We start from the raw sequence: 13,632 nt of genomic DNA, 5'->3' as shown, positions 1-13,632 counted from the left end.
TTTGCGCAGGTTTTAGTGAAAAAAAATACGTTAACTATCAATATTATGTCAGAAATTAAATCTGAAAAGTACGTTCAATACAAGGTGAAAGACATTTCCTTGGCAGAGTGGGGAAGAAAAGAAATTAAATTGGCTGAGGCGGAAATGCCTGGTTTAATGTCTCTTCGTGAGGAGTTTGGAGATGCTCAGCCTTTGAAAGGCGCAAGAATTGCAGGCTGTCTTCACATGACTATCCAAACTGCGGTTTTGATTGAAACTCTAGTAGCTCTTGGCGCTGAAGTGACTTGGTCTTCTTGTAATATTTTTTCTACTCAGGATCATGCTGCAGCTGCTATTGCTGCTGCTGGTATTTCTGTGTATGCATGGAAAGGTTTGAATGAGAAGGATTTCGATTGGTGTATTGAGCAGACATTATTTTTCGGTGAGGACCGTCAGCCATTGAATATGATATTGGACGATGGTGGTGATTTGACTAACATGGTTTTGGATCAGTATCCAGAGCTAGTAGGTGCCATCAAAGGGCTATCCGAAGAGACAACTACCGGTGTTCATAGGTTATATGAAAGAATGAAGAATGGCACACTTCCAATGCCTGCGATCAATGTGAATGACTCCGTAACTAAATCTAAATTTGATAACAAATATGGATGTAAAGAGTCATTGGTAGATGCGATCAGAAGAGCGACTGATGTGATGATGGCTGGTAAAGTAGCAGTAGTAGGTGGATATGGTGATGTTGGAAAAGGTTCTGCAGCTTCATTGAGAGGTGCCGGTGCTAGAGTTATTGTAACTGAAATTGATCCTATCTGTGCACTTCAAGCTGCTATGGATGGTTTTGCAGTGAAGAAAATGGTAGATGCGGTGAAAGAAGCTGATATCGTCGTAACTGCTACTGGTAACAAAAATATCATCACTGAGGAGCATTTCAGAGGAATGAGAGATAAGACTATCGTTTGTAACATTGGTCATTTCGATAATGAAATCGACATGGCCTGGTTAAATGGAACTTATGGAAACACTAAAATTGAAATCAAGCCTCAAGTCGATTTATATAACGTAGATGGAAATGAGCTTATCATTTTAGCTGAAGGTCGTTTGGTAAATCTTGGTTGCGCTACTGGCCATCCATCTTTTGTAATGTCAAATTCATTTACTAATCAGGTATTAGCTCAATTAGAACTGTGGAACAACACAGACGAGTATAAGCCTGGAGTATATGTATTACCTAAGCATTTGGACGAGAAAGTAGCAGCTTTACATCTTGCCAAATTGGGCGTTGTTCTTGAGGTTCTTTCTCAGGATCAGGCTGAATATATCGGAGTAACTGTAGAAGGGCCATATAAGCCTGACTATTATAGATATTAGTAGATTAAAAAGTCAAAATGAAGCCCCGATGAGAGTCGGGGCTTTTTTGTTGCTAGTTACTTTGGTTTAGTAATAATTTTTTCCCGTCAGGTAAAATGGCATTTACAACAACTTTGCAGGTTTCAGGTAATGGCTCATATGTTGCGATATAAGTAACTTTTGAATTGCCTCCCCGCGATACTAACCAGTTTGATTTTCCTGCGCTAGGAAGAATTTCGTTTTGCTGATAGCAGGCAATAGAGCGAAATAGCGGTGTTGCAATCTTAATTTCAAATTCTCGACCAGCAGCATTTATACCGATGATTTCTCCAGAGGATGTGAAGCTAGAGAAAGCGTTTTGGGAGAAAGCTTTCTTGTGAATGAATGTGCCAGAGAATATAGTGCTAAGTTCATTTGCAGTTCTTTCGGTCATCTCACTGAATTCTTCTAAAACATTGATTTTATCATTACTAGTAAAAGTGCGAATTCCTTCTATTGCGTTACTTTCAAAGTTATAATCCTCGTATTCCATTGTCCATTTTTGGGAAGAACTTTCGGCTGTGGTGTCAAATTGGATTATTAATTTCCCGCCTCTTGCATAAGATCCCGTTTGAATGCAGGCGGTGCTTGAGAGAAAATTCAAGGTTACTTTTTTTGAGGTTTGATCCAATAAAATATCAGGACAGCTAGGTAATCCTACGGAATCGATTTGTTGGTATTGCTCCCAAGACATCAAAGCAAAAAACAGGCTTTCGTTCCAACCTTTTGAAATATTGAACAACTCAGCGGCCTCTTTAGGTAAGTCTGTTTGAATTACTTTGTATTCATCTTCCTCGCAACTCAGAAGCATTGGGACTACGATGATAAGTCCGAAAATTATCTTTCTCATTAAATGACAATTAAAAATAGTGGAGTTGGTTTAATGGCTCTACTTCAATTACCAAGCCGAAATAACTATATTCGAAAACGACGATAAACTACAAATTTATGATTTTAGCAGAAGGAATGCTTAAGCCAGGAGCATTGAAAGGAAAAAATATACTTATAACTGGGGGAGGAACAGGATTGGGTAAATCCATGGGAGAGTATTTTTTAGAGTTGGGTGCTAATATAGTAATCACTTCTCGTAAGCTCGATGTACTGCTAGCGACAGCTGAAGAAATGATGGCTGCAAAGGGCGGGAAAGTAATTCCAATAGCTTGTGACGTACGAGAGATCGAGCAGGTGGAAGCCATGTGGAAAGAGGCAACTGGGCAGCTGGGTCAAATTCATGTAGTTCTGAACAATGCCGCTGGCAATTTTATAAGCCCAACTGAAAGACTTTCTACCAATGCATTCAATACCGTATTGGATATTGTATTAAAAGGAACTTCCCAAGTTACTCTCACAGCCGGAAAGGACTGGATAGCTAAGAAGCAGGCAGGTGTTTTTCTCAATATAGTAACCACCTACGCTTGGACTGGATCAGGATATGTAGTACCGTCCGCTGCAGCCAAAGCAGGCGTATTGGCGTTGACACGTTCCTTGGCGGTGGAATGGGCGAAATACGATATTCGTTCTAACGCGATTGCTCCTGGACCCTTTCCTACGGAGGGGGCTTGGAGTCGATTGTTGCCAGGAGATCTTGTTAAAAAATTCGATCCAGCTAAGAAAGTTCCAGTGGGTAGAGTAGGGGAACATCAGGAACTTGCAAATCTTGCGGCATATTTGGTGTCTGATTACTCCTCTTACGTTAATGGTGAGGTAATGACCATAGACGGAGGTGAATGGTTAAAAGGGGCTGGGGAATTTAATAATCTGGATGTGATTCCAGAAGAGATGTGGGACATGATGGAAGCTTCAAGAGGAAAAAAAGCATAAGCCCCAAAGTGATTTGGGGCTATCTAAAAGCAAAATGGAAAATCAGAAAACTTTGAATTTCAGTAATTCCTAAAATTATATGGATTTAGGATTCTTTACACTGGATAAATCGTTCTCGATAGATTTGTTTTGTTGGACAGATTCTTTAATACTTTTCTTTAGGGATTGATCCAGCATTTTTGTTTCATTTTTGATCAGCTGTGCCAGTCGTTTGGATTCTTGATTTTGTGGTTCGCTGTCGAGAATTTCCAAAATACCCAGGATATTCGCCACCCGAGCTCGCAGGGTATGTGACTGCTCAAATGCAAGTTCTTTAAGAAAATATTTATGCTCTTTGAGCCAAATTTCTTGCTTTTTTCTATCAGAAATATCCAAAATACACCCCAGTATTTTGGTAGGATGTCCACTGCTTGACCATTCTATAGTTTTGCCGAAACCTAAAGCCCAGATCATCTGATTTGTTTTCTGTTTTATCCTAAATTCTTTTTTGAAAGGGATGTTTTCAGTGGTATTAATATGTTTCTCCAAATCCTTTAGCAAATTGGGGAAGTCCTCTGGGTGGATATGTTTCTGCCAAGAATTAGTAGTGGTACCTGATAATTCATCTGGTGTATAACCTAGCATCTGCCCCAAACCAAGATTTATGATATCATCTTTATTCACTAGATCGAATTCCCAAAAACCCAGCAAATTGTCTTCTAATATACTGTCAATAATTTCTCTGCCTTCGCTGGTAGCACTATCAAAAAAATCACCCAATCCTATATTATAAGGGATTGCTTGAACAATAGGATGACCAATACCTAGGCAAGTACTAAAGTCTTCTGTGGTAAAATAGAACTCCCATTTAGTATCCACAACGTCACCTTGAGGGTGTACTAATTTCTGTAAATCTACTGTAAAGGATTGATGCGAATTTTTAAAAGCTTTAGTTCGCTGAATTTCGAACTTGGTCCAATTAGAGTCAACAAAACAGTCCGCGAAGTAGATTGCTTTCCCAGCATTGTCAAGAGAAGTGGAATTTGGCCCTATACCAGGACCAGAAGTAAGAATCTTGCCGGTCTTATCAATCGTTAGTTGCAAAAAATACTCGGATACTTCCGCTACATGACTTAAAGCGTGAATAGCATGGTGGTTTATCATAGAGTACGGATTAGCGACCTTTATTTTTATTGTTGTAAAAAACAAAATTAATAGTGTGAAGTACATAAAAATATATTTAAAAAACAAATGACGTCATCCGTTGCAATTGGTGGAGAGCATCGATAAAATTAAAATATGTGTGTGCAATTCTGGTTAAGGGACCCTCAAAAGCTTGATTTACCGGTCAGCTATAAGAATGAGATGGCCTTTTGGCCTATAGAGTATAGTAGATTTTAGCTTTGGGTTCAGTCCCTAAGCTTTTGTTTTATTTCAAATGTATTTCGAATAACCTTTGCAAAAGAAATCGTCTAAGTTGAGGAAGGTCTAAAAGAATAATAGGATGCTACTTAGAAACGAAAAAAGGCCGCATTCGCGGCCTTTTTTCGTTTCTTATATTTTCTTATTACCAGAGCTATTCTTCGTCTTGAGTAACCTCTGAATCTTGCATAACTTCAACTTCTTTCTTCACCTCAGATACTGGTCTGAAGTTTCCTTCTGGCAGTTGATCAGCTACTTCATCTCTCTCAAAAGGAAATACCTCTATAATTGCACTTTCCACAATATCTGGAACTCTAAAGCTTACTAGCATATTCCCTAAGCTTTCTTGAATTCTATCATAAGCTTCCTTGACATCATTTGCAGTGACGATCATATATTGAGTGACTTTTTTCTCTTTTCCACTTTCGCCATCAGCTACCATGTATGAGATTTTACACTTATGCCAGATGTCTGCATCATCGTAAAAGAACACATCTACAATGTTACTTTTGCTGATTCCAGTGACCTGGAAATCTCCGCGAATCTGCGAAGCAAGCCTATCGTATAAAATTGCTTCTGCCTCGGTAAACGAGACTGCATCTACTAGGTACTGCTCAGATATATTCTTAAGCAATCCTTGTTCATTTTCTTTCGCGTATTTGACTTTGCACAAAAACCAGGTTCTCATATGTTTCTAATTTGAAGGTCGAAGGTAAAATTTATCCTTAGAAGGACAAGAAGATTTCCGATCAAAGAAATTGATAAATTACTAAGGTTTAGTGTAAGTAGTTGACGTTCAGCTTGATTTATTTACTAGAGAAATTTACATTTAATTTGGGCCTATCGATTCCTCTATAGATAGTGGGGTGTGAAAGAAAAGCATTAAATTATCGCAAAACCTTTTACATGCGGGATAAAATCTGGTACAGCTTTCCGGTACAATTATTTCTACTACATCTAAGAAAAAATTTAGGCCTCGTGCTTATATGGGTAGTTCTCATGGGGGTGATTCTAGAATACTTTGGGGTGATGCTTGGTATTCCTTTTCTTTTTCTTGATCCTGAATATTTGCATCAGGTTTCTTGGGTGAGCTTTTTCTTGATGGGGATTGGATTTGCTTTTTTGACGATGGGGTTCCACATGTCCACCTACATTATGGATGGAAGGCAATTTCCTTTTTTAGCCATCCTAAATAAACCTTTTATACATTATTGTGTAAATAATGGCATAATACCATTGATTTTCTATTTAGTATATATCATCAGATTTGTTGATTTTCAGCTTGACAATAACCTAGGTAGTGATTGGGAAGTACTCTATTATTTTCTTGGATTTGCTGCGGGGGGTGTAATTACCTACTCAGTCATTTTTGGATATTTCGCCTTTACCAACAAAGATTTCTTTATCCTTTTTGCAGGGACAGTGGACAAAAGGCTGCGTAAAGTTCGCTTAACCAGAGCTAATGTAATGAGTCAGTACAAAGAGCTGAAAACTCAAAACTACAAGGTTCTATATTATCTGAATATAAACCTTCGACCTGAAAAGGTAAGGCCGGATATTTCGAGGTTTGAAGGGACAAAATTATTACGGGTGTTCGATCAGAATCACCTGAATCTGTTCATCATTCAGATTTTATTGATTTTATTCGTTTTGTTCTTGGGTTTTTTTAAAGAGAATCCTTACCTCCAGCTTCCTGCTGCAATGAGTGCGACTTTATTGTTTGCAATACTGATTATGCTAGTAGGAGCGGTGAGTTTTTGGTTGAGAAGGTGGTCCACATTTGCGGTGTTTGCCTTTCTGATTCTAGCTAATTATTTCAGTAATTTCGGTTTTCTCAATCGTCCACACGAGGCTTATGGACTGGATTATTCTATGACGCCAGTCACTTACAGTCTCGCACATATGGATTCTCTATTGTCGCCTGAACTAGTCATTAAGGACCGCGATAATGTTTTGAAAATTTTGGGTAATTGGCGAGCCAAATTTCCAGACGAAAGAAAACCAAAGCTGGTCATGGTAGCTGCAAGTGGAGGTGGGCAACGGGCAGCATTATGGACCGTGAAGATTTTACAGGATATTTATAAAATCGATGACGGAGAGGTTCTAAAACATACTGAATTATTTACAGGGGCTTCAGGAGGAGTTTTGGGAGAGGCTTTTTTTAGAGAAGTTTATTTAAGATCTCTCACGGACCCATCAGTTGATCCTTTGGACCAAAAGTACTTACATCAAATATCTGCTGATAATCTTAATCCAATAATTTTCACATTGCTAGTGAATGATTTATTGATTAGAAACCAGTATTTCCACTACAATGGACATAAGTATTTGAAAGACAGAGGATATGCTTTCGAAAGTCAATTGAATGATAATACAGAAGGAATCCTTGATAAACCAATTTCTGCATACAAAGTACCCGAGTTTTCGGGAAGTATACCTCTACTTCCTGTTACTACCTTAATTACAAATGATGGTAGAAAGTTGGTTATATCGCCACATTCTATGTCTTTTTTTGGGACATCCTTATTAGGAAAGTTTGGGGCTGAGGAGAAAAAGCAAACGATAGATTTCCTTAGATTTTTCGAAAATCATGATTCGAAAAATCTAAGATTTCTTTCCGCATTGAGAATGAGTGCTACCTTCCCTTTTGTTACTCCAAATATTGAATTACCCACTCATCCTGTCATGGAAACGATGGATACAGGTTTGTCTGATAATTTTGGAATACAGGACGCTCTTCGGTTTATGTATGTCTTCCAATCCTGGATCAATGAAAATACAGGAGGAGTAGTTTTGATTACGATCAGAGACTCGGAGAAAGTGACTGAAATAGCACCTAGTTTTCCTCCTCGGATTTTCGAAAAGATTTTCACCCCCTTGAAAAATATTTATTCTAATTGGGATAATGTACAAACCATACAAAATGAAGTGCTTTTCAATTACATGGCTGAATCTATGCCCTTTGATCTGGAAAGAATGGAGTTTGAATATGCACCAGAGAAAGTCCAAGCGGAGGAGTTAACAGAGAGTCAAGAGACAATGCAACGAGCATCGTTAAATTGGCGACTTACCGCTAGAGAGAAAAAGTCAATTCTGGAAAGTGTTTATACACTGAAAAACCAAAGTTCATTGAAGCGACTGGAGGAGCTATTTACCAAAAATCTGCCTGTTTTAGAAGACAGTATTCAATAGGATAGTCCCCACTTTTTATAAATAAAATGCATCAACCAAGCAGGGCCAATTAGCAGGAACTGTAGATCTCTTAGAAAAGTAGGTTTTTTGCCTTCAATTTTATGTCCATAAAACTGAAGTATCCACGAAAAGAAGAAAACGACTAGACTGATCATCCATAACTTTCCTGGGAAAGTGAGATCAATGAAATTTGAAATTGCTAGAGATAATACGGAAAAGAGAAACATTCCCACCGTAAGTGGAGTGGATAACATGAGATAATAGATTAATATTAAAATCAACACTACCGTAGCCCAATTAGCAAAATTACCAAGAAAAGGCAATATCTCAGGAAGTGGGCCCACAGGGATACTGAAAATCAACCCAACTATACTGAAAAAAATTGCTGGAACGCAAACCCAGTGGATCAGCTTATTAGTCATGTTTTGATGACTCCGTCCGTACTCGTTGAATAATTCATCAATTTTTCTCATGGTATATTGGGAGTTTATCGCTTAGATTTATTTAAAATACTAAATCTATTTTAATTCCTTTTTCAAAAATTCGAAATGTTTAGCTATTGGGAGAAAAAGCACTTTTTTCATTACGACCTTATTGTAGTAGGGGCTGGCTTTGTAGGACTTTCTACAGCCATTCATTATAAGGCAAAACGTCCAAAGGCCAATGTGCTGGTGCTTGAACGTGGTATTTTTCCGACGGGTGCAAGTACAAAAAATGCAGGTTTTGCATGCTTCGGAAGCTTAACCGAGATCTTGGATGATCTCAATCATATGTCTCATGACGAAGTGTTGGCATTGGTGGGCCGTAGACACCAAGGACTCAAAGCGATAAGAAGGCAGTTTGGAAAGAAAAAACTAGAATATTCTCATTCCAGTGGATACGAATTGTTGGAGCAACACCAGTTGGATGCTGTGGACAAAATGAAGGATGTTAATTGTCTCTTGCATTCTGTTTTCAAAGATGAGGTATTTTCTCTGGTTAAGAAGCCAATGAAAATGGGCTTTTCTGATCAAGTGAAAGTAATAGTAAAGAATAAATTTGAGGGAGAATTGGATCCAGGAATGTATATGGATTCGCTTTGGCAACTAGCACAGCATTCAGGGATTCGGATATTAACTGGTGTTTCGGTCTGCGAAGTCCAGAAAAATGAAGGGACTGTTTTGGCCGAAGATGGCGCTGGAAAAGTTAATCTCGAATTCAAGGGGAATAAAATTGCTATTTGCACAAACGCCTTTACTAAGAAGCTCTGGCCTGATTCAGATATTGAACCAGGCAGAGGATTAATTCTTTTGTCTAAGCCGTTGGATTTCAAAATTCTATGGAAAGGGACGTTCCACCTAGATAAAGGCTATGTATATTTCCGCCAAATAGATGGACGGCTTCTCCTTGGAGGAGCTAGGAATAAGGATTTTGAGGGAGAAAAAAGTATAGATTTTGAAGTCAATCCAAAAATAAAATCACACTTGAAAAATATAGCAATGGATGTGATTTTTCCAGGGAAACAGATTGGCTGGGATATGGAATGGACTGGTGTTATGGCATTTGGCAAAATTAAGTCTCCACTTATCCAAAGGATAGGTCCTAAAACTGTTGCAGCTGTACGACTTGGAGGAATGGGAGTGGCCATAGGCTGGCAAGTAGGTAAGGAGCTTTCCGAACTTTTGACCAAGATGTAATTAATATTTTTTCATTAGATTCAGACTCTAAACTCATCTAACCCCGATTAATGCAAGGTTTAATCCGTACCCCAAAAGTTTTCGACGCACTGATTCCTCTGGTATTTTTGATTGTCCTTTTGGTATTGAATATTCAAGTTTTTGGTACTGATGGACTATCTGGGTCTAACCAAATAGTACTTATTCTGTCATCCATGGTTGCTGCTATTGTAGCAATTTTTCGATTAGGATATAACTGGGAGACACTTCAAGATGGTATGGTTAAGAGCATAAGTGCCGCGATGTCTAGCATCTTAATCCTTTTCCTGATTGGAGCTCTTGCTGGTACTTGGTTACTTAGCGGCATAGTCCCTGCAATGATTTATTACGGACTTCAGATTTTGAGTCCAGCAATATTTTTAGTAGCTGCTTGTATTGTGAGTGCGGTAGTTTCATTAGCTACAGGGAGTAGCTGGACTACCGTTGCTACAGTGGGTGTGGCACTTTTAGGTATTGGGAAAGCGCTGGGATTTGAAGAAGGTATCATCGCTGGAGCTATCATTTCGGGAGCTTATTTCGGTGATAAAATGTCACCTCTTTCAGATACAACTAATCTTGCTCCTGCCATGGCGGGCACGGATTTGTTTACCCATATTCGCTACATGGCAAAAACTACGATTCCATCCATTTCTATTACATTGATTATCTTTGTTGTTATCGGGTTGAATTATGAAGCGAATGGTAATGTCAATGATGTTCAAATTATCTCAGATATAATTTTAGAGAAATTTAATGTTACTGGTTGGCTGTTTGTCGTTCCTGTAGTGGTGATCGTGCTGATCTTAAAAAAAGTGCCTGCCATTCCTGCGTTGCTTACTGGAGCGCTGTTAGGGGGGCTTTTTGCTATCATATTTCAGCCGGAAATAATTCGTGGGATCGCGGCTGAAAATGCTTCCTACGCATATCAGAGTTTCAAGGCAGTAATGATGTCTCTGTATGGGGAGATCAGTATTCCTACCAGCAATGATGTGGTTAACGAATTGCTGATGACCAGTGGTATGGCAGGAATGATGAATACGATTTGGCTAATTATTACAGCGATGGTGTTTGGCGGAATAATGGAAGAAAGTGGTATGCTAAGAGTACTTGCTGAGGCCATAATCCAGAAAGTCCATAGTGTTGGTTCTTTGATAGCATCTACGGTGGCTACTTGTGTGTTCTTTAATATCACTACTTCAGATCAGTATTTAGCGATTTTGGTTCCTGGCAGGATGTATGCAGATGTGTATAAAAAAAGAGGATTAGCACCCGAAAACCTCAGTAGAACTTTGGAAGATTCTGGTACGGTGACATCCGTATTAGTACCTTGGAACACGTGTGGAGCTACACAAGCTTCGGTATTAGGAGTTGCAACACTGACCTATGCACCCTATTGCTTTTTTAATATTATTAGTCCTTTTATGACTATTCTATATGGATATTTTAAAATTGGACTTACCTATTACGATGAAGTTGAAGAAGAAAAGTTAGTATGATTCCATTTAAGATTACCAAAGAAGAAGTAAATACCCTTTCACTGGGACAGTTTGAGGGTGAGATGTTTTTAATAGACAAGATTGAGGATGTAGAAGAAGTCGCCGAATTTCTTGTGCAGCAGCAAGTAATTGGATTTGATACGGAGACTAAACCTGCATTTCAAAAAGGAATCACCAATCAGGTTTCTTTGCTTCAGCTTTCTACATCTACCCAAGCTTTTCTCTTTAGATTGAATAAAATTGGATTTCCAGATTCTATTCGAAATATTTTAGAAAAAAAGAGTATCGTAAAAGTTGGAGCAGCAGTTCATGACGATATTAAAGGGCTCGCAAAACTCACAGACTCATTTTATGCAAATTCATTTTTCGATCTAAATGATGAGCTGAAAAGGGTGGGTTTTATAAATATTGGCGTACGTAATCTCTGTGCTATGGTACTTGGTATTCGAATCTCCAAGTCAGAGCAAGTTTCAAACTGGGAAGCAGATACACTTACCAATAAACAACAACGCTATGCGGCTACTGATGCTTGGGGTTGTTTGGAGATTTTCAAAAAGCTAAAAGCAGAAGGATATTTGGATGAATTGTTTAACCAATAGTTAATTCCAAATTCTCAATTTCCTCAAGTGAATGAACAATAAGTTCTTCCAGACCTTTCCTGAATTCCAATTTCATTTGGCAGTCCAGCGCCATTTCTTGAGATACAATCTGTAAATCATAGGATTTGATTAGTTTCATGACATCATTCATTACAGGGTAAGGGAAATGAATAGAGACGGAAGTTTTGACCTGCTCTTCTACAATTTCATTTTCCTCTATGGCTAAAGCAGCGGAAGTTTTGTAAGCTTGGATCAAGCCGCCCATTCCAAGCTTTGTTCCGCCAAAATAGCGAACTACTACAATTAAAATATTTGTCAAGGTATTCGATCTTATCTGCCCCAAAATCGGGTCTCCTGCGGAATGATTGGGTTCTCCATCGTCATTAGCCCTAAATTGATCTCCATTTTTTCCCAGCATCCAAGCAAAGCAATGATGTCTGGCATCAAAGTATTTTTTCCGAAGATCTCCTAAGTGGATTTTGATTTCCTCTTCAGTTTTTACGGGATAAGCAAAGTAGAAAAACTTGCTCCCTTTGTCTTTGTATTGCCCTTCACTGGTCCTAGAAACCGTATGATATTTATCTTCGAATGTTGACTCGTCGCCTAAGTCTGACATAGAGTTGATGGAATAGATGTGTAGCGAAATTAGAAAATTAACAATTGGGTAACAGGTTATCCATTCGAATTATCTTAATTTTAGCTAGAAGAATATAGCGAAATGCCCGAATCAATTACTGCCCAAGCACCTTATGAGTTTAGCCTTCCTGGAAATTCCACCGAAACTGGAAATCTACATTTCTGGGAGAATTTAGAAATTTTTCCTGATGGAATTCAGCGATGTTTCTGGATTTCGGGGGTCCAAGAAGGAGAAACTCGGGGCAATCATGCACATTGGAAAGAGTCTCAGGTACTCGTTGCCGTAGCAGGGTCAGTTCTGTTGAAGATTAACTCTGTACAGGGTGAACTTTACCATTTTGAGTTGAATTCGCCTGATCAGGCGGTTTATATTCCACCTTTAAATTGGTTAGTGGTCAGTTTCTCCCCCAAGGCCGTGCTGCTTGGGATGTCGGATTTGGCTTTTTCAGAAGATGATTACATCAGAGACCTACAGTATTTTGAAAAGCTACAAAAAAGAACAACCTAAATTTCCCTGTCTACGTGTGACATCCACTGTAGAGCGGGACAAAGATTATTTTCTAAGTAATTTTTTAACTGAATCGCATCAAGATCAGCTTGATTTTGTATGGGAAAAAAATCAAAAAACAAAGGCAAGTATCACCTTTGCCATATCAAAAACTGGTGAGGCAATCTCCCTACCCCAAGCTCCTTTTGGTGGGTTTTGGATTTATGAGGATCTAAGTTCGGCTTCTTTGGAAACTTTTATATTGGCCATTGTTGAAGAATTGATTCAGCGTGGCATTCATTCTATTTCCCTTGTTCAATCTCCGAAGCCCTACAATCCGCAGTTTGATTTGATTAATTACCTGTTGTTTAGAAATGGGTTTGAACAGGCTAAAGTAATATGCCATCATTTTTTTCTTGGCAAAAAGAAAATCAAGAAGTTCGTGCAAAAAGAGTCACCTAGAAATCAAAAGAAAACTACGAATTCTAGTCTGAAAGTTAGCCATTCTTCTATCTCTAACTTAGGATTTTTGAAGGATATTCGGTCTTGGAATACTCTAAGAGGCTATGAAGTCACATTCGATGAGAATAGAATTGTGCAGCAAGTTTCATCGCATCCGGAGCGATATTTTCTTATTGCTATAATCCACAATGAGGAGGCTATTGGGTATTCGCTGGCTGTAAAACTCACCAGCGATTCGCTTTACTATTTTCTCTCTGGTATAAATCCGAAAAGCCCTATAAAAAATGCAGGTGAACTTATGCTGAATGAGCTTTTCCTGCTTGCTGTGGAGCAAAAAGTGAATTTCATAGATTTGGGGTCTTCAGATCTAGAGGAAGGTGCAAATCATAGTCTGATGTTCTTCAAGTCCCGATTCTCCAATGACACATGCAATAAGATCACTTGGTCAAAGAAGATCTGAT

At 38.6% G+C, this 13,632-nt stretch carries 13 protein-coding genes; 8 read left to right on the top strand and 5 right to left on the bottom strand.

All coding sequences use genetic code 11. From position 1 onward, the window contains the following. Positions 1-45: 45 nt before the first annotated feature. Positions 46-1,365, top strand: coding sequence for an adenosylhomocysteinase (gene ahcY / locus BVH02_RS09305; RefSeq protein WP_086501173.1), 1,320 nt, complete (start codon positions 46-48; stop codon positions 1,363-1,365). A gap of 52 nt (positions 1,366-1,417) precedes the next feature. Here ahcY and BVH02_RS09300 read toward each other — a convergent pair whose 3' ends face one another. Next, positions 1,418-2,233, bottom strand: a complete 816-nt coding sequence (locus tag BVH02_RS09300; protein WP_086501172.1) for a hypothetical protein — start codon at positions 2,231-2,233, stop codon at positions 1,418-1,420. Between the two features lie 98 nt (positions 2,234-2,331). On the opposite strand from BVH02_RS09300, the gene BVH02_RS09295 reads away from it, so the two are divergent. Further along, complete coding sequence (locus BVH02_RS09295) at positions 2,332-3,204, top strand: SDR family oxidoreductase (RefSeq protein WP_086501171.1); 873 nt, start codon at positions 2,332-2,334, stop codon at positions 3,202-3,204. Between the two features lie 75 nt (positions 3,205-3,279). On the opposite strand, the gene BVH02_RS09290 is transcribed toward BVH02_RS09295, so the two are convergent. Beyond that, positions 3,280-4,347, bottom strand: coding sequence for a PAS domain-containing protein (locus tag BVH02_RS09290; protein WP_158093875.1), 1,068 nt, complete (start codon positions 4,345-4,347; stop codon positions 3,280-3,282). A gap of 412 nt (positions 4,348-4,759) precedes the next feature. Then, positions 4,760-5,293 (bottom strand): DUF4494 domain-containing protein, encoded by a 534-nt coding sequence (locus tag BVH02_RS09285; protein WP_086501169.1) that lies wholly within the window; start codon positions 5,291-5,293, stop codon positions 4,760-4,762. Between the two features lie 218 nt (positions 5,294-5,511). On the opposite strand from BVH02_RS09285, the gene BVH02_RS09280 reads away from it, so the two are divergent. Beyond that, positions 5,512-7,797: a phospholipase gene (locus BVH02_RS09280; protein WP_086501168.1), complete on the top strand. Its 2,286-nt coding sequence runs from the start codon at positions 5,512-5,514 to the stop codon at positions 7,795-7,797. Here BVH02_RS09280 and BVH02_RS09275 read toward each other — a convergent pair. After that, positions 7,791-8,270 (bottom strand): Mpo1 family 2-hydroxy fatty acid dioxygenase, encoded by a 480-nt coding sequence (locus BVH02_RS09275; RefSeq protein WP_086501167.1) that lies wholly within the window; start codon positions 8,268-8,270, stop codon positions 7,791-7,793. The two genes, BVH02_RS09280 and BVH02_RS09275, sit on opposite strands and share 7 nt — an antisense overlap. A 75-nt stretch (positions 8,271-8,345) precedes the next feature. On the opposite strand from BVH02_RS09275, the gene BVH02_RS09270 reads away from it, so the two are divergent. From BVH02_RS09270 to BVH02_RS09260, 3 genes are read left to right on the top strand one after another with little or no spacing between them, the layout of a single operon-like run. Further along, complete coding sequence (locus BVH02_RS09270) at positions 8,346-9,473, top strand: NAD(P)/FAD-dependent oxidoreductase (RefSeq protein ID WP_086501166.1); 1,128 nt, start codon at positions 8,346-8,348, stop codon at positions 9,471-9,473. A gap of 50 nt (positions 9,474-9,523) precedes the next feature. After that, complete coding sequence (gene nhaC / locus BVH02_RS09265) at positions 9,524-10,987, top strand: Na+/H+ antiporter NhaC (RefSeq protein WP_086501165.1); 1,464 nt, start codon at positions 9,524-9,526, stop codon at positions 10,985-10,987. Beyond that, complete coding sequence (locus BVH02_RS09260; protein WP_086501164.1) at positions 10,984-11,586, top strand: 3'-5' exonuclease; 603 nt, start codon at positions 10,984-10,986, stop codon at positions 11,584-11,586. Before nhaC ends, BVH02_RS09260 begins: the two co-directional genes overlap by 4 nt. Here BVH02_RS09260 and BVH02_RS09255 read toward each other — a convergent pair. Next, positions 11,576-12,202, bottom strand: coding sequence for an IMPACT family protein (locus BVH02_RS09255; protein WP_086501163.1), 627 nt, complete (start codon positions 12,200-12,202; stop codon positions 11,576-11,578). The genes BVH02_RS09260 and BVH02_RS09255 overlap by 11 nt on opposite strands. Positions 12,203-12,304: 102 nt before the next feature. Here BVH02_RS09255 and BVH02_RS09250 point away from each other — a divergent pair, with 102 nt between their 5' ends. Together BVH02_RS09250 and BVH02_RS09245 are read left to right on the top strand one after the other, a co-directional pair. Then, positions 12,305-12,730 carry a sugar 3,4-ketoisomerase gene (locus BVH02_RS09250; RefSeq protein WP_086501162.1) on the top strand — a complete coding sequence of 142 codons (426 nt, stop codon included), beginning with the start codon at positions 12,305-12,307 and terminating at the stop codon, positions 12,728-12,730. Next, entirely contained in the window at positions 12,702-13,631 is a 930-nt protein-coding gene (locus tag BVH02_RS09245) for a hypothetical protein (protein ID WP_205635720.1), read from the top strand. Before BVH02_RS09250 ends, BVH02_RS09245 begins: the two co-directional genes overlap by 29 nt. The last annotated feature ends 1 nt before the right edge of the window (position 13,632 follow it).

Origin of the sequence: Algoriphagus ratkowskyi (assembly GCF_002150505.1) — a bacterium.
Classification (GTDB): Bacteria; Bacteroidota; Bacteroidia; order Cytophagales; family Cyclobacteriaceae; genus Algoriphagus; species Algoriphagus ratkowskyi.
This window is presented reverse-complemented; position numbering and strand designations above follow the sequence as displayed.